Source organism: Rhizobium sp. M10, assembly GCF_002531955.1.
Taxonomy (GTDB): Bacteria; Pseudomonadota; Alphaproteobacteria; order Rhizobiales; family Rhizobiaceae; genus Rhizobium; species Rhizobium etli_C.
In genome coordinates, this window is record NZ_NWTA01000004.1 from 339,310 (window position 1) to 354,572 (window position 15,263).

The window sequence follows — 15,263 nt, forward strand, 5'->3', positions numbered from 1 at the left end:
GGACACAATGCAGAAGACCGCCGACACCATTCTCGACATCAAGGGGCTGCGGACCGTCTTCCGCATCCGCTCGGGCGAGGTGACGGCGGTCAACGGCATCGATCTGAGTGTGGCTGCCGGCGAGACGCTGGCGCTCGTCGGCGAGTCCGGCTCGGGCAAATCGGTCACCAGCCTTTCGGTCATGCGGCTGCTGACCCGCAACATCGGTGCGATCGCGGCCGGCAGCATCGATCTGAAGCGCAAGGATGGTACCGTCAGCAACCTTGTCTGCCTCCCCGAGCAGGAAATGCGCGCCGTTCGCGGCAATGATATCGGCATGGTCTTCCAGGAGCCGATGTCGAGCCTCAACCCGGTCTACACCATCGGCGACCAGATCTCGGAGCCGATCCGCATTCATCGCCGGGCGAACCGGAAAGCCGCCATGGATGCGGCCGTCGCGCTTCTCGACAGCGTCGGCATTCCCGATGCCAGGCGCCGTGCCGGCCAATATCCGCACGAATTATCCGGCGGCATGCGCCAGCGCGCCACGATCGCCATGGCCCTTGCCTGCGACCCGACGCTGCTGATCGCCGACGAGCCGACGACGGCGCTCGACGTCACCATCCAGGCGCAGGTTCTGGCCCTGCTGCAGAGGCTGCAGCGTGAACGCGGCATGGCCATGCTCTTCGTCACCCATAATCTCGGCGTCGTCGCCGAAATCGCGCATCGGGTGGCGGTCATGTATGCCGGCCGGATCGTCGAGACGGGACCGGTGGCCGAGGTTTTCCGCAATCCGCGACATCCCTATACGATCGGCCTGCTGGCCTCGATGCCGAAATTCGGTGATGCGAGCCGGATGAGGCAGGCGGGCGAAAGGCTGGCGGCCATTCCGGGCGTCGTGCCGAGCCTGATGAACATGCCGGCCGGCTGCGCTTTCCAGCCGCGCTGCCAATTTGCCGTCGACGCCTGTCGCGCGGCCGTGCCGCCGCTGGCCGATGTCAATCCGCGGCACAAGAGCCGCTGCATTCGCTGGCAGGAGATCAGATGAGCGAGTCCCTTCTCTCGGTCCGCGACCTCGGAAAAGATTATACGTCCCGCGGCGCCAGGCTGACCATCCTGCAGGCCATTTCCTTCGATATCGGCAAGGGCGAGGTGGTTGGGCTGGTCGGCGAATCCGGCAGCGGCAAGACCACGATCGGGCGATCGGTGCTGCGCCTCATCGAACCCTCCGCCGGCAGCGTCCGCTTCGACGGCACCGAACTCACCAGCCTGTCTTCATCGGCAATGCGGCGCCTGCGGCCGCGGATGCAATATATTTTTCAGGACCCGTTCGCGAGCCTTTCGCCACGTATGACGATCGGCGAAATTCTGACCGAGGGACTGAAGATCCAGGGCCTTGGCACGGCAAAAGAGAGACTGGAACGCGCCCGCGCCGCACTCGAACAGGTCGATCTGCCGCCGGACGCCGTCAATCGTTACGCTCACGAGTTCTCGGGCGGCCAGCGGCAGCGGATCGGCATCGCCCGGGCGCTGACGCTCGCGCCGGAATTCATCGTCGCCGACGAGCCGGTCTCCGCACTCGATGTCTCGATCCAGGCGCAGGTGATCAATCTTCTGCGTGACCTGCAGCAGCGACTTGGCCTGACCATGCTGTTCATCAGTCACGATCTCGCCGTGGTCGAATATATCTGCGACCGGGTGATCGTCCTCTATCTCGGCCGGATCATGGAAATCGCGCCAAGCGCTGCGCTTTATGCCAGGCCGCTGCATCCCTACACGCGGGCGCTGCTCTCGGCGATCCCCTCGCCCGATCCCGATGCGCCGCGCGACCGCCAGATCCTGAAGGGCGATATTCCGAGCCCCGCCGATCCGCCGAGCGGTTGCGTCTTTCGCACGCGCTGTCCGAAGGCGCTATCGGCCTGCGGCGAGACCGTGCCGGCGCTGCGCGAAATGACGCCGGGGCATTTCAAGGCCTGCATCCGCGATGACCTCGACTGAAGGAAATGAGATGAGCATGACAACCCGCCGCCATCCTATCGCGGGCAACTGGGCAAGCCTGCTCCTGCCGATCGCTGAGGACGACAGCATCGATTTCGAAAAGCTCGGCGAGGAAATCGACATACTGATCGCCGCCAAGATCGACGGCATCTATTCGAACGGCACTGCGGGTGAATTTCACAACCAGACGGAAGCGGAGTACGAGCGAATTCAGGAGATGCTGGCGTCGCGTTGCCGGGCCGCCGCAATGCCCTTCGTCATCGGCGCCTGCCAGCCCGATCCGATCATCATGCTCGATCGCCTGCGCCGCGCCACTGCCCATAAGCCATTGGCAATCCAGGTGATCCTGCCCGACTGGTGGCCGCTCACCAATCTCGAAGCCGTCGACTTCCTGCACCGGGCGTCGGAGGCCGCCGACGGGATCCCGCTCGTCCTATACAATCCGCCGCATGCGAAACGTGTCCTGTCGCCAGCCGAGCTCAGCGACGTTTGCGGCCCCTGCCCGTCGGTGGTCGGGATGAAGATCGCCGATGGCGACGACGCCTGGTATGCGCAGGCGCACGCATATCTCGGCGAATTTTCCCTGTTCATTCCCGGCCATCATCTCGCCACCGGCATCAAACGCGGCGTTGCTGCCGGCGCCTTTTCCAACGTCGCCTGCCTCAGTCCCCATGGTGCCCAAGCCTGGACAGAGCTGATGCACGCCGACATCGACGCCGCGTTGGAGATCGAAGGCCGCATCCGCGCCTTTATGGACAGCCACGTCGTCCCGTTTCGACGTGACCACGGTTATTCCAATGCAGCGCTCGACAAATTGCTCGCGGCGATCGGCAACTGGGGTCCCGTCAGCACCAGGCTGCGTTGGCCTTACCGCTTTATCGGCGAGCAGGAAGCGAAAGGTCTGCGCGATCGGGCCCGCGCGATGATCCCGGAACTTTTCGCTCAGTAGAGAGAGCGGCCTGGCCCGATCAAGGTGAGTGCTTCCGCGAGACCGAGCTTTGCGTCGGGCTGTCGCGACAGGCATCATGAAGGGATGCGGGCGATCACCTTGATCTCGAAATCGAAGCCTGCCAGCCAATTCACGCCGATCGCGGTCCAGTTCGGATAGGGCGGCTTGCTGAAAATCTTCTGCTTGGCGGCCATGATCACTTCGAACTGGTTTTCGGGGTCGGTGTGGAACGTCGTCACATCAACCAGATCCTCAAACGTGCAACCCGCGGCGTCCAGCGTCGCCTTCAGGTTTTCGAACGCCAGCTCGACCTGGCGTTCGAAGTCGGGCTCCGGCGTGCCATCGGAACGGCTGCCGACCTGACCGGAGACGAAGAGAAGATCGCCGGATCGGATGGCGGCGGAATAGCCGTGTTGCTCGTAAAGCGCATGCCGGTTTGCGGGAAAGATTGCTTCGCGTCGGGTCATTGTCGATCTCGCTTCAATATCGTTGACTGGAAACCAAGGGGCGCGGCCGTGACCTACAGGAGCTTCCCATATTGCCGCCTCAGCTGATATACGGTGCGTATCTGAATACACCACATACGCTGAACATGTCAAATTCATATACGAAGCGTATGTGAAAATGGAGTCGAAATGGTCAAACGCCGTGTCGAGACGATGGAGGAAAATCGTCGAAAGCTGATCGCCGCCGCGCGAAAGGCCTTTGCCGAGAAGGGATATGCGGCCGCCTCGATGGACGAGCTGACAGCCGAAGTCGGGCTGTTTTACCACAACTTCGGAGACAAGCGCGGGCTGCTGGCCGCGGTTGTCGACCAGATCGACATGGAGATGGCCTCGCGCGCCCAGGAAATCGGCGCGCATGCGGGTGATGGTTGGCAGGGCCTGCTTGCCGAAGGTGCAGCCTATATCGAGATGGCGCTCGATCCGGAGGTCCAGCGCATCGTGCTGCTCGACGGGCCTGCCGTATTGGGCGATCCGTCGCAATGGCCGAGCCAGAGCAGCTGTCTTCAGGCAACCCGGCAGACAGTGGAGCGCCTGATCGCACAGGGGGTGCTCAAGCCCGTCGACGCGGAAGCAGCCGCCCGGCTGCTCAACGGCGCGGCGCTCAATGCCGCGCTCTGGATCGCCGCCAGCGACGAGCCGCAGGATGTGCTGCCGAAAGCTATCGAGGCCTTCGGCGCTTTGGCTGCAGGCCTTCTCAAGACGTCGGCGTAAGCGCCATATACGCGCAGCGTGTCAGTGACCCGGCGCCAATCGCCCTGGTGGCCTGGGCCTTGCCCATCCAGCGTCGGGATGGGCACCGGTGCTTCCCACCCCATCGCAACACCGTCCAGGCTTCAGCTCAGCTGGGCAAGGATATCGTCGACGACGCTCGGGACCGTTCCGGTTGTGTCGATACCGATCCCGGCGGGAAAGTGTTTGCTGCTCCTATGGTGGCGCAGAACCACCGCACGCTCGTCCGGCGCGAAACCCGGCTCATCTGGCCGCCCGTCCAATCGTCTGTTCAACGTCTCGACATCTATGTCGAGCACAAAAACCTTGTCGAACACGTCCAGGAACTTATGGAAATTGCGGGAGCCGCCACAGAAGAACGTGGCAGGATGAGTGGTGTCAGCCGTGATCGCCCGGACCTTTTCAACAGGCCAGATCCAGTGCGCGTAATGCCAAACGACGCGGTCCACACCTTGCGGCGGCCCTTCGAGCGCCACGCCGGTCTCGGGGTCCCCAACATAGGCCAGGACCCGATCACCATGGACGACATGAAAGCCACGCCGCTCCAGCTCAGTAGCGACAGACGTTTTTCCAGTGCCGGAGCTGCCTTCGATCAAGTAGTTCTTGATGCCCATAAGCGACGCTTACCATGGTCGGCAATCCGCTGAGAAGATACTTCACAGGCGTATACACTCAACCAATGGCAGTTTCGGGACTTTGCAGGCCTAGAGCTCTTTGTTTTGATGCATGTCGTGGTCCCGGAACCGCTGCACACCTCCGGGCGACATGCATTAGTAGCTCCCGAAAACCAGAAGAAGCGCGCCGACCGCGATAATCGCAAGCGCCGGCCAATTCCGCGCTAATCCGAGGAACCTCAGGCCTTGGCGCCGCGGCTCCAACGTCGCGCCGCCTTGCGGCATCAGGTGAGGATCACTCGGTCTTCGACGGAGCGTCGGCCGTAGGAGAAAAAGAAGGCCGCCGATTATGAGAGCGGCACCGATCAGAACTGCCCACATCGTCGCCTCCGCTAGGAATAGGACCTAGAGCCTTTCCTGGTTAGATTGAATCATTCTGTTGGCTCAAACGGAGTCGGATGGTCGACCGGCCGGCCCGTTTCAGCCAACCCGCAGGGCCGGGCACCTTTCCGCCAGGATCAGAGGCGATCGGCTCGGACGTACCAAGGGGTATGCCCATCGCCAATCGCCTCTGCCCTGACGAAAACCTGCTCCGGCAGAATGCTTCAATCTAACCAGGAAAGGCTCTAGCTTAAACCAGACCGGGTCGTGATTGTTCCGTTGCTCCAGCCGCTTATTCAGAGGCGCGCCGTACCGATGGTGCGACCTCGGTGCCGAGCAGTTCGATCGAGCGGCGCATGGCTTCGGTTTCGAGCGCCGCGGTGCTCATTTGGAACGTCACTCGGGAAACGCCCCCCAATGCCGCGCTCGCTTCCAGTGTCTTGGTGACGACGGTCTCAGGACTGCCGATCAGAAAGGCGCCGCGAGGGCCGCACATCGCCTCGAACTGAGCGCGCGATGGCGGCAGCCAGCCCCGTTCCCGGCCGGTCTGAGACATCATCTGCTGCCAGCCGGGAAAGAAGGCATCCCTCGCGGCTTCATCCGTATCGCCGACGAAGCCCATTGCATGGACGCCGATCCTCTCTTCTGCCGGCGGATGGCCGGCTGCCGCCCAGGCGTGCCGATAGAGATCGACGAGAGGCCGGAAACGTTCGAAATGGCCGCCGATGATGGCGACCATCAGCGGCAGGCCGAGTGTGCCGGCGCGGGCGAAGGATTCGGGCGTTCCGCCGACGCCGAGCCAGACGGGCAGCCGGTCCTGATGCGGACGCGGATAGACCCCTTCGCCATTGAGCGGCGCGCGGAAGCGGCCCTGCCATTTGATATGCGCCGCCTCGTTGAGCTTGAGCAGGAGGTCGAGCTTTTCAACGAACAATGCGTCATAGTCCCTGAGGTCGTAGCCGAAGAGCGGATAGGCATCGATGAAGGAGCCGCGGCCGACCACCAGTTCGGCCCGTCCGCGGGAGATGAGATCGAGGGTGGCAAATTCCTGGAAGAGGCGCACCGGATCGGCGGCACTGATGACGGCGACGGCGCTTGTCAGCCTGATCCTCTTGGTCCGCGCGGCCGCTGCCGCCAGGATGACCGCAGGGGCCGAATCGAGCGCATTCTCGCGGTGATGTTCACCCATGCCGAAGACGTCGAGGCCGACGGTGTCGGCCAGTTCCACCTCGGAAAGCACGCTCTCCATACGGTCGGCGGCCGACTGCGGCCGTCCCGTTTTCGGGTCGGTCGCAAGCATCGCAAAACTGTCGATACCGATTTCCACTGCTCAGTCCTTCCAGGTCAGGTTGTTCGAATCTGCGTGTCCCGGATTCAATAGGCGCTGCCGGTGCGCTGCGGTTCAGGCCAGCCGAGCGACTGGCCGAACTGCGTCGTGTGGCATCCGGCGGCGGAGAGAGAAACAAGCAGAAGGATGGCGAAGCGAAACATTGGAACCTCGAAAAACGGTAGCGACGATGGCGGAGCGGTCGGCGCCGGGGTCAGCGGATTGCGTCAAGAATGGTCACGAAGGCGCGGCGGTGCAGCCAGGCGACGCTGCCGGTGATCAGAAGCAGAAGGACCGCCGGCACCGGACTGCCGCCGATGACGAAAAGATGGGTCAAAATGGCGAAGACCATCGTGACGGCAAGCAGCAGGGCGCCGAAGGCAGCCGTCGCCGGAATCAGCAAGGCAACCGCGCCGGCGACCTCCACAGCCCCCGTCAGGATGCGGAACCACTGGCCGGCGCCGATCTGGTCGAAAATCGCCACCATCATCGGGACGCCCGCGAGCTTAGCGCTGCCGGCAGCGAGAAATGCCGCCGCGGCGAGAGCGCGCAGGCTCCATGAGACGATCTTTACGGTTTTGTTCCGATCTGCCGATGACGCCGATGTAGAATGCATTTGGCACCTTTCCTATGTTCCGCCCGCTCTGTGGTTTGGGGAGCGCAGCTCACGTGGCGCTTCGATGCCATGATCCATTCCATCCGAAAAGCCGGTATTTTCCGAGACAATCTATCGGATAGTTTGATACATCTAGATCTTTCCATCACCAGGCCCGCCGCAGAGGCGGGCGTTGTCGATATCTGCGGAGGTGTGCCGTGTTGGACGGTCTATCGCTCGATCAGCTCAGAACATTCATCAGCGCCGCGGACGAAGGCAGCTTTTCCGCAGCCGCGCGCAGGCTCGGGCGCGCCCAGTCGGCGGTCAGCGAGCTGGTTCGCAGCCTCGAGATCCAGCTCGGGGTCACCCTCTTTGACCGCAGCGGCCGCTATCCCAGGCTGACGGCAGCCGGCGACAGGCTGCTTGCGACCGCCCGCGAGGTCGTCGCCAAGGTCGATTCCTTCAAATCGCAGGCAAAAGGAATGGCCGCGGGTCTCGAGCCGGAGCTGTCCGTCGCCATCGACGTGTTTTTCCCCATTCATGTCATCGCGGAGGCCGCCAAGGATTTCCGGCAGCAATTTCCCGACGTGCCGCTGCGGCTGTTCGTGGAGGCGCTCGGCGGCACCGTTCAGCCCGTTCTCGATCAACGGGCCGCTTTCGCCATTGTGGGATCCTTGCCAGCCATGCCGGCCGGCATTCTCACCGAGCCTCTTGCCGGCGTGACGTTCCTGGTCGTTGCGGCGGCGGAACATCCGCTGGCGGCGATCGGAGGAACGATCTCCAGAGCCGAACTGGCAAAACATGTGCAGCTGGTGCTGACCGATCGAACCGAGCTGTCGAAAGGGCGTGAGTTCGGCGTGATGTCGCCGCAGACCTGGCGACTGGCCGACCTCTTCGCCAAACACACGTTCCTGCTCAATGGATTGGGTTGGGGCGGCATGCCCGAGCACGCGGTCAGGGCGGACATCGCGGCCGGCCGGCTGGTCGAACTGACGGTCGAGGATATACCGGCCGGCGGACTGAGCCTGCCGATGTCGACAGCCTATCGCTCCGATGGTCCCCCGGGGCCCGCTGGCCGCTGGCTGATCGAGCGGCTGAAGAGTTGTTCAGGCGGCCGGGCAACCTAATGCATGTCGCCCGGAAGTGTGCAGCGGTTCCGGGATAACGCCATGCATCAAAACAAGGGGCTAAAGCGCGTCGCATGAATCATATTTGACGCGACGCGCTTTAGCGCGTGTTACACGGGTGTGTTTTATGACGCGATAAAATCAGGTCGGTGAAGCGTTATGTCCGCCGGCTGTTCTTTGAATGAGGCGGGCAACCACCTCGGTACGGTTCTGCGCCTGCAGCTTGCGCATGATGTGCTGCAAATGCATCTTCACCGTATGCCCCGACAAATTCAGTTTTCCTGCAATCACCTTATTTGAACAGCCGGATTGCAGCTCTGCGAGGATCTCCGCTTCCCGGGGCGTGAAGCCGGCAATCGCGAAATATTGCGTCCTATCATCCAAGCTTTTTTCGGCCGCATTTCTGGCCGGACTGCGCTCGTTCGCGCCGATAACAGCGCCCAACAGCTGCGGGAAAAATGTGCCTCCTGCCAGAACGAGACGAAGGCCGGCAAGCGCAATGTCAACGGGAAGCGAAGTCGAGAAAAAGCCGCGGATGCCCATCTTGAGCGCCTGCCGGGCGATGATGGCGTCATCCGAACCTGAGAGCAACGTGATAGGAGCATCGGGAAAACGTGCAGCAATCGCCGCGAGATCAGCACGCAGGCTGGCGCTCTCGACAGCTCTGCCGGCCAGATCCAGTGCAATCAAACGCACCTCAGCTCCAAGCGCCCGATCGAGACTCTCGGTCGAGACCAAATCGATGAGGTTCCATCCGGCGAGTTCGCGCTCCAGCAACTTCACCACAGTGGTGCGCGCCAGGGTTGAATTCCCAATGATGATCGCAGTTAGTGTATTGCGCCCCACACGGCGCCTGGTTCCAGAACTGTCGGACATTGCGGGCTCCCCGGAATATTTGCAACCCAACAGCTAATCATATTAATCTCGTTCTCACTACATGTCATGATAAAAAGCGAGTGTATTACCGATAGCAATAGTCCATTCTCTCCTGATAATTCTTATAGTCTATAAGATTTTTGCGAGAGATAACCGTTTCTGCAAAAGCACATTTCATGCCGGCATGCTGGTTCGACTTGTCGTCGCGGACTTCCAGCCTTCGTGCAATTCACGTACGGCAAGCAGGTCGAAAAAGCTTTCAAGGGGCTGAAAAGGCAACGGATTTGCGACAGACCCATTTGGCAAAGCGCTGACGGATAGAACGCGTTGCCGACCGGCGCGGCTTTGTTTCCATATCGCATATCAAAGCAGCCGCGGGCTCGGCAGCCAAACGACAAACGCGAAAGGCAACAAAAGCCTGAGATCGGTGCCTGCCCGTTATGATTACTGAATAACGCGGCCCTATCGGTGCATTTAATACCAGTTTGGGTCGTGTTCGCTCAGGCTCCCAGTGTGCCGGCAGCGCCAGATGCCGGGCAGACCTCGCAGTCCGGGCGGCCGAAATCGGCGACGATGCGATGAGGCCATGGTGGAATGTTCGCCATCTCGGTAAGCGCGGCGTCATGTCGGCGCAAGCGACGAAAGCCGGGAGGAACGAGTAATGCAAGTGGGAGCTTACCGACAGATTAGCTGTGCATGAAGCTCAGAATGTCGTCGACGAGAGCCGAATGGGCGTCCGTGAGGTTACCCTCTCCACCGTGACCGCCGATGCCGGCCAGCTGAAGCGCATGCTGATCATAGAGGACATGATCGATCTGTTGAGCGTCCGCCGACCCGCCGGCGGGAACGGCGATGTTGATGGGATGGAAATAGCCGAAATTGACGTCGACCATGCTGCCGGTCGACGATCCGACCCCGCCACCGCCGCCGGCATGGTTGCCGGTAAAAATCGTGTCCGACGACAGATTGAAGCCACCGCCATTGCCGCCGATGCCGGCGATCTGCACGGTGCCCTGATCGAAAATCACATTGTTTGCCTGATGGGCCTCCGCCGAGCCGCCCGCGGCGCCGATGGCGATGTTGATCGGCGAGAAGATGGCGATACTCACGTCGACCATGCTGCCGACGAAATATCCGTCGCCGCCGTGGCCGGCATAATTGTCGCCGGTGAAAGTGAGCGACGTTCCCGGGCTCATCGACGGGCCGTGGCTTGCGACGTTATGGTTTCCGCCCGAGCCGCCCATGCCGCCGATCTGGGTTGCCCCCTGCAGGAACAGTGCGTTGTTCGATTGCTCGGCGTGCGCCATTGCGCCGGGGCCGGCAGCCACGGCGGTATTCACGGGGGCAAACAGCGCGACTTCGGTGCTGACGAGCCCGCCATAGAAAAGGCCGGTGCCGCCGCTGCCGGCATGATTGGCGTCACCGCCGCCGATGGCAACATTGCCGCTTCCGCCATTCCCGCCTATCCCCGCCATTTCGGTGGGATGCTGATTGATGAACGCGTCATTGCCCTGAACGGCGTCGGCACCCGAATGGGCCCCCGCAATAGCAGCATTGGATGGCATGAAGACGGCCAGTGCATTGCTGCTGATCACACCTTCACTTATTCCGTCACCGCCGCTGCCGGCTGAATTGGAGCTCGGACCGGAAGCGACATCCAATGGAAGCCAGGTCGGCACCAGCGCCAGATGCCCCGCAGCCCCATTGAAGGCGAGGTTTTGATCGGCGCCCGCTTTGGGCAAGTCTTCCGATAAGGGACGAATTTCCGTCATCACCGTCTCCGTTCCGCGACCAACCGCGTCCGCCGAGCGTGCGGCGTATGCAGCCTCGATTGTTGAGGCATTGTGCCTCTGAACGGAAGAAAAGCGGAGCCTGCAATTCGTCTACGCCTGGTCGGCTAGCCCTGTAGCCATTTGGGCGTCATCGCCGCGTGAAGGAAGCTCGCCTTGGGACAAGCGGTGCTGCGTCCTGCCCCCTTTTCCTGCGGCGGGACATGAGAGTTTTGAGCACCGAACAGGATCCCCTCCGCCAAGCGCAGCCTGATCTGGCGCCGGAATAAAGCCGGTTCGCAAGGCGCCGTTGCTTGTGACCAGGCCATCCGGCGCCGGATCACAAAGGACTAATCCGAAACAACGCACCGTCACCTCCAAGTATACGCCCGAAAGAACATCGCCGAATATCTAGATAGTTTGCAGTTTAAATCGTGGCAACATTCGGCTGCGGTTGTATTGGCTGGGGCGACGAACTGAATACCCACGCCGTAAGGGGACGCCGTACAAGGAACTCGGACGAAACGAAGTAGAAGGAGTGATATCAATGCCTATTCCACAAATATCCGACACGATTCATCTCAACAACCCGGATGCCGGTGACGCGTATGCCGGCAACGGCGGTGAGGGCCACAATGATGGAAACATCAACTACAACCCGGTTGCATATGTAGAGCCCGTGCAAACGGTCTCCGGGGCAACGACCGATCTGCACAACGGCGATCACGTCTGGCAGAAAGCAGATTGGGACGCCGGCAATGGCGGACCCGGTGGCTTTGCCCAGGCCCAGAACGGCTTCCTGGCGAAGATCTCGAACAGCGGCGCCGGCGGCGCGGGGGGAGATACTCAGTCCAACGGCGATCAAGGAAACGAGAGCGGCGGCAACACGGCTTCAGTGGCGGCGGCGACGACCGCGACACAGCATACGCAGCTGATGGCCGATCAGCATGCCACCATCCTCGCGGGCGTCGGCGGCAACGGCGGCAACGGAAACATGGCCCGTGGCGGCGATATATCGTCGGCTTTGGTTCACACCGATCCCGAAACGACGACGGTGCACAATTCTTTCGATCACTTCATAAACGCCTTTGGCGATATCGACCTCAGCCATCTCGGCTCATGAATATGGGGCGCGCGCCGAGGGCCGCCGGTTTCGGCTGGCGACCCTCAGGCGTTACTGAACCGGCCAGCGGGCTTTTCTTGTCAGTATCAAATGCAGCGAGATCTGATAATGGCAACGATTTCGACAAAACCAGCGCGCCCGCAGACACATCTCGTTGTTGCGCTTCGAGCTTGTGCCGGAGCCTTCGGCTTGGTCTTCCTCTACAGCTGCGGCTACAATCTCTTTCTTCTGGCGCCCTCCATCTATCTTCTGCAGATCTATGACAGGGTCCTGTCGAGCCGCAGCGCCGACACGCTTTTGATGCTGACGCTGATCATCGCCATCGCCGTGTTGGTCGGATCCATGCTGGATATCGTGCGCAGGGCGGCTCTTTCGCGCGTCGGCAGCTGGGTGGATCACAGGCTGCGGCCGCTGGTGCTCACCGCATCATTCGAATATGCCGCTCGCGTCGATGCAGGTGCGGCCACGGAGTGTTACAGGGACTTGGCCGCATTGCGCCAGTTTCTCGATTCACCGGCCAGCTCGCTGTTTTTTGACGTTCCCTGGGCGCCGGTCTTCCTGCTGCTGCTCTTTCTTGTTCATCCGCTGCTTGGGGCCATCGGTCTTTTGAGTGCGGTTGCACTTCTGCTGTTTGCGTTTCTGACGGAGCTGGCGACGCGGGAGCCGCTTGCCCACGCCAATCTCGCGCTTTCGAGGAGCTATTTCCGATTTGCCACCGCCCTCAAAAACATCGAGGTGATCCGGGCAATGGGCATGCAGGATGGCGCAGCGATGATCGTCTATCGCGATGCGGAAATGGCACGAAGGGCGCAGGACATCGCCATGCATCGCACGGAGATCATCCTTGGCTTCTCCAAATCGATCCGCACGCTCGCGCAGATCCTGATGATGGGATCGGCAACGTGGCTGGTACTCGCCAACGACGGTAGCCCCGGAATCATCTTCGTTGCGAGCTTGCTGCTCGGGCGTGGGCTTGCACCGATCGAGGGCGCAATCGGTGCATGGCGCTCCTTTACCTTTGCGCGGAATGCCTTCAATCGCTTGAACAGAATGCTGCTCACAGTCGCATCGGAGCATGATGGCCGCATCGTGCCGTTCCCTGAACCCAATGGTCTCGTTCTCGATAATGTCAGCTATATCAAACCATTCGCCGATCGGCCGATTTTGACCGGCATCACATTGCGCCTCGCGCCGGGCGATTGCATAGCGCTTATCGGCCCGTCGGGATCGGGAAAATCGACCCTCGGTCGCGTCATGGCAGGCGTGGTGCCAGCAACGAGCGGATGTGCCCTTCTCGGCGGGGTCGATATCTCGGCTCTGCGCCTCTGCGGCGGGACCCGCCACGTCGGATACCTGCCGCAGGACATCGAACTCTTCGGCGGCGCCATCAAGGATGTGATCGGCCGGCTGGACGGGGAAGATCCCGGCAAAGCGATCGACGCCGCAAAGCTGGTCGGATTGCACGAAGCGATCATGCGGCTGCCGCAAGGCTACGAAACCGATATCGGTGAAAATGGCAGCCTGCTCCTCAGAGCCCAGCGCCAACAGCTGGGACTGGCGCGGGCGGCCTATGGAAATCCGTCGCTGATCGTTCTCGACGATCCGAACTCGAGCCTCGATTATGACGGCGAACGGATGCTGTTTGCGGCCATCGAGCGCATGAAAGCCAGGCGGATGACCGTCGTTATCATAACGCACCGGATGGGGATCCTGCCCGTCACCAACAAGATCGCCATCATGCGCAACGGAACGGTGGCCGCCTTCGGCGACAGCGAGCAGATTTATGAAACCTATCTTCAACCGCCGTCTCGAACAGGAACGTAGGGAGGGACACCGCCATGACCCTGGTCCCACTGGACGCAACGCCGGCGAGACTTTCAACTTCGCCGGGGACAGGCCAATGCTTCGCTCGCCGATCGGCAGCGACAGCCCGGCAGCAGACGGCCTATGCGCCGGTGATCGCACAGAAACGGCGCGGCCCCGCCGCCGCTTCGCCCATGCCGGGGCTCAGGGGCGTTGTCTGGATGGGGAACCTGTTGATCCTGGCCTTCATCGTCGGATTGGGAAGCTGGTCGGTTCTGGCGCCGCTGAAAAGTGCGGCGGTCGCATCGGGCGTCATCGAACCGGAGTCCAGCCGCAAGACCATTCAGCATCTGGAGGGCGGCATCGTGCGACGGATCCTCGTCAAAAACGGCGATGCTGTCATATCAGGGCAGATCGTGATCGAACTCGACGGCACGAAGTCCCGCGCGGAGCGCGACAGCGTTCAAGGGCAGCTGTGGGATGCCGAAGGAAACCGCGCCCGGCTGCTTGCGGAGCAGTCGGGCGGCGACCATGTCAGCTATCCCGAGGATCTGAGGGCAGCGATGGAGAGATATCCTTCCCTCAGCGCGATTCTGACCGGGCAGCAAAAAATCTTCGAAGCCCGTCGCCGGGTCATGCAGGCGGAAATTCGGATCACCAATGAAAGAATTGCGCAGGTGCGGCAGGAAATCGTCGGACTTGGCGCGCAGAAGGCGGCACTGACCGCCCGAGCTGCAATCTCGAGCCAGGAACTGGATCAGGTTACCGCCCTCAGCGCCAAAGGACTGGAAAAAAAGAGCAGACTTCTCAATCTCCAGCGGGAAAAAGCAGATCTTGATGGCCAGCAGGGTGAAGTGGCGGCGCGGATCTCTCGGGCCGACCAGGTGATCAGCGGGGCGCAGGCCGATCTCGCAAAGCTCGAGAGCGACCGGCTGAGCGAAATCGCCCAAGGCATGCGCGATACGGAAAGCCGGATCATGCAGCTGCGCGAGCGCTTGCGCGCCATCGACGACCAGCTTTCGAGGACCGCTATCCGGGCTCCCGAGGATGGCACAATCATGAACCTGCGCATCCACACATCAGGTGGGGTGATCGGCGCGGGCGAACCGCTCGTCGATCTTCTGCCACGCTCGGATCGGCTTATCGTGTCTGTGCACGTCAGACCTGATGACATCAACCTCGTCCGCGCAGGGCTGGAGGCCCAGGTTCACCTGCTACCCTACAACCAGCGGCGCGTTCCGCTCCTGAAAGGTCGGGTGGAATATGTATCGGCGGACCGTCTCATCGATACGCAGAGCGGCCAACCCTACTTTGCCGCGACCATCCGCGTAACGGACGAGCGGTTGGCGAAAATGAGTGATGTCGAACTGGTCGCCGGCATGCCCGTGCAGACGCTGATCGAAACCGGCGAAAGCAGCGTGGCCTTCTATGCCGTGAGACCGCTGCTCGACAGCTTCAACAGAGCATTTCGTGAGGATTGAAGCAGT

Annotated in this window: 15 protein-coding genes; 8 read left to right on the forward strand and 7 right to left on the reverse strand. The window is 61.6% G+C overall.

Going from position 1 to position 15,263, the window contains the following annotated elements; all coding sequences use genetic code 11:
• Positions 1–7 precede the first annotated feature (7 nt).
• From CO671_RS09290 to CO671_RS09300, 3 genes are read left to right on the forward strand one after another with little or no spacing between them, the layout of a single operon-like run.
• Positions 8–1,027, forward strand: a complete 1,020-nt coding sequence (locus CO671_RS09290) for an ABC transporter ATP-binding protein (RefSeq protein ID WP_097605743.1) — start codon at positions 8–10, stop codon at positions 1,025–1,027.
• Positions 1,024–1,977, forward strand: a complete 954-nt coding sequence (locus CO671_RS09295) for an oligopeptide/dipeptide ABC transporter ATP-binding protein (RefSeq protein WP_097605680.1) — start codon at positions 1,024–1,026, stop codon at positions 1,975–1,977. The genes CO671_RS09290 and CO671_RS09295 overlap by 4 nt, the downstream gene beginning before the upstream one ends.
• 10 nt (positions 1,978–1,987) lie before the next feature.
• Entirely contained in the window at positions 1,988–2,926 is a 939-nt protein-coding gene (locus tag CO671_RS09300; RefSeq protein ID WP_097605681.1) for a dihydrodipicolinate synthase family protein, read from the forward strand.
• Between the two features lie 74 nt (positions 2,927–3,000).
• Here CO671_RS09300 and CO671_RS09305 read toward each other — a convergent pair whose 3' ends face one another.
• Positions 3,001–3,393, reverse strand: a complete 393-nt coding sequence (locus tag CO671_RS09305) for a RidA family protein (protein WP_097605682.1) — start codon at positions 3,391–3,393, stop codon at positions 3,001–3,003.
• A gap of 168 nt (positions 3,394–3,561) precedes the next feature.
• On the opposite strand from CO671_RS09305, the gene CO671_RS09310 reads away from it, so the two are divergent.
• Positions 3,562–4,143, forward strand: coding sequence for a TetR/AcrR family transcriptional regulator (locus tag CO671_RS09310; RefSeq protein ID WP_097605683.1), 582 nt, complete (start codon positions 3,562–3,564; stop codon positions 4,141–4,143).
• 122 nt (positions 4,144–4,265) lie between these two features.
• Here the strand turns inward: CO671_RS09310 and CO671_RS09315 are convergent, their stop codons facing one another.
• The 4 genes from CO671_RS09315 to CO671_RS09330 form a co-directional block, all read right to left on the reverse strand.
• Entirely contained in the window at positions 4,266–4,775 is a 510-nt protein-coding gene (locus CO671_RS09315; protein WP_097605684.1) for a nucleoside kinase, read from the reverse strand.
• 156 nt (positions 4,776–4,931) lie between these two features.
• Complete coding sequence (locus CO671_RS34150; RefSeq protein ID WP_010035544.1) at positions 4,932–5,156, reverse strand: hypothetical protein; 225 nt, start codon at positions 5,154–5,156, stop codon at positions 4,932–4,934.
• Positions 5,157–5,448: 292 nt separating this feature from the next.
• Positions 5,449–6,483: an LLM class flavin-dependent oxidoreductase gene (locus tag CO671_RS09325; protein ID WP_010035546.1), complete on the reverse strand. Its 1,035-nt coding sequence runs from the start codon at positions 6,481–6,483 to the stop codon at positions 5,449–5,451.
• 214 nt (positions 6,484–6,697) lie between these two features.
• A complete protein-coding gene (locus tag CO671_RS09330) occupies positions 6,698–7,099 on the reverse strand; it encodes a DoxX family protein (RefSeq protein ID WP_097605685.1) in 402 nt (133 codons plus the stop codon).
• Between the two features lie 197 nt (positions 7,100–7,296).
• On the opposite strand from CO671_RS09330, the gene CO671_RS09335 reads away from it, so the two are divergent.
• Positions 7,297–8,205, forward strand: coding sequence for a LysR family transcriptional regulator (locus CO671_RS09335; protein ID WP_097605686.1), 909 nt, complete (start codon positions 7,297–7,299; stop codon positions 8,203–8,205).
• A 141-nt stretch (positions 8,206–8,346) separates the two neighbouring features.
• On the opposite strand, the gene CO671_RS09340 is transcribed toward CO671_RS09335, so the two are convergent.
• Both CO671_RS09340 and CO671_RS09350 read right to left on the reverse strand, forming a co-directional pair.
• Positions 8,347–9,081 (reverse strand): response regulator transcription factor, encoded by a 735-nt coding sequence (locus tag CO671_RS09340; protein WP_097605687.1) that lies wholly within the window; start codon positions 9,079–9,081, stop codon positions 8,347–8,349.
• A 686-nt stretch (positions 9,082–9,767) separates the two neighbouring features.
• Positions 9,768–10,853, reverse strand: a complete 1,086-nt coding sequence (locus CO671_RS09350) for a hypothetical protein (RefSeq protein ID WP_097605688.1) — start codon at positions 10,851–10,853, stop codon at positions 9,768–9,770.
• A 544-nt stretch (positions 10,854–11,397) separates the two neighbouring features.
• Here CO671_RS09350 and CO671_RS09355 point away from each other — a divergent pair.
• The 3 genes from CO671_RS09355 to CO671_RS09365 all read left to right on the forward strand — a co-directional run bounded on the left by CO671_RS09355 (position 11,398) and on the right by CO671_RS09365 (position 15,257).
• A complete protein-coding gene (locus CO671_RS09355; protein ID WP_097605689.1) occupies positions 11,398–11,973 on the forward strand; it encodes a PE-PGRS family protein in 576 nt (191 codons plus the stop codon).
• Positions 11,974–12,081: 108 nt separating this feature from the next.
• Positions 12,082–13,797, forward strand: a complete 1,716-nt coding sequence (locus CO671_RS09360; protein WP_097605690.1) for a type I secretion system permease/ATPase — start codon at positions 12,082–12,084, stop codon at positions 13,795–13,797.
• A gap of 14 nt (positions 13,798–13,811) precedes the next feature.
• Complete coding sequence (locus tag CO671_RS09365) at positions 13,812–15,257, forward strand: HlyD family type I secretion periplasmic adaptor subunit (RefSeq protein WP_097605691.1); 1,446 nt, start codon at positions 13,812–13,814, stop codon at positions 15,255–15,257.
• The last annotated feature ends 6 nt before the right edge of the window (positions 15,258–15,263 follow it).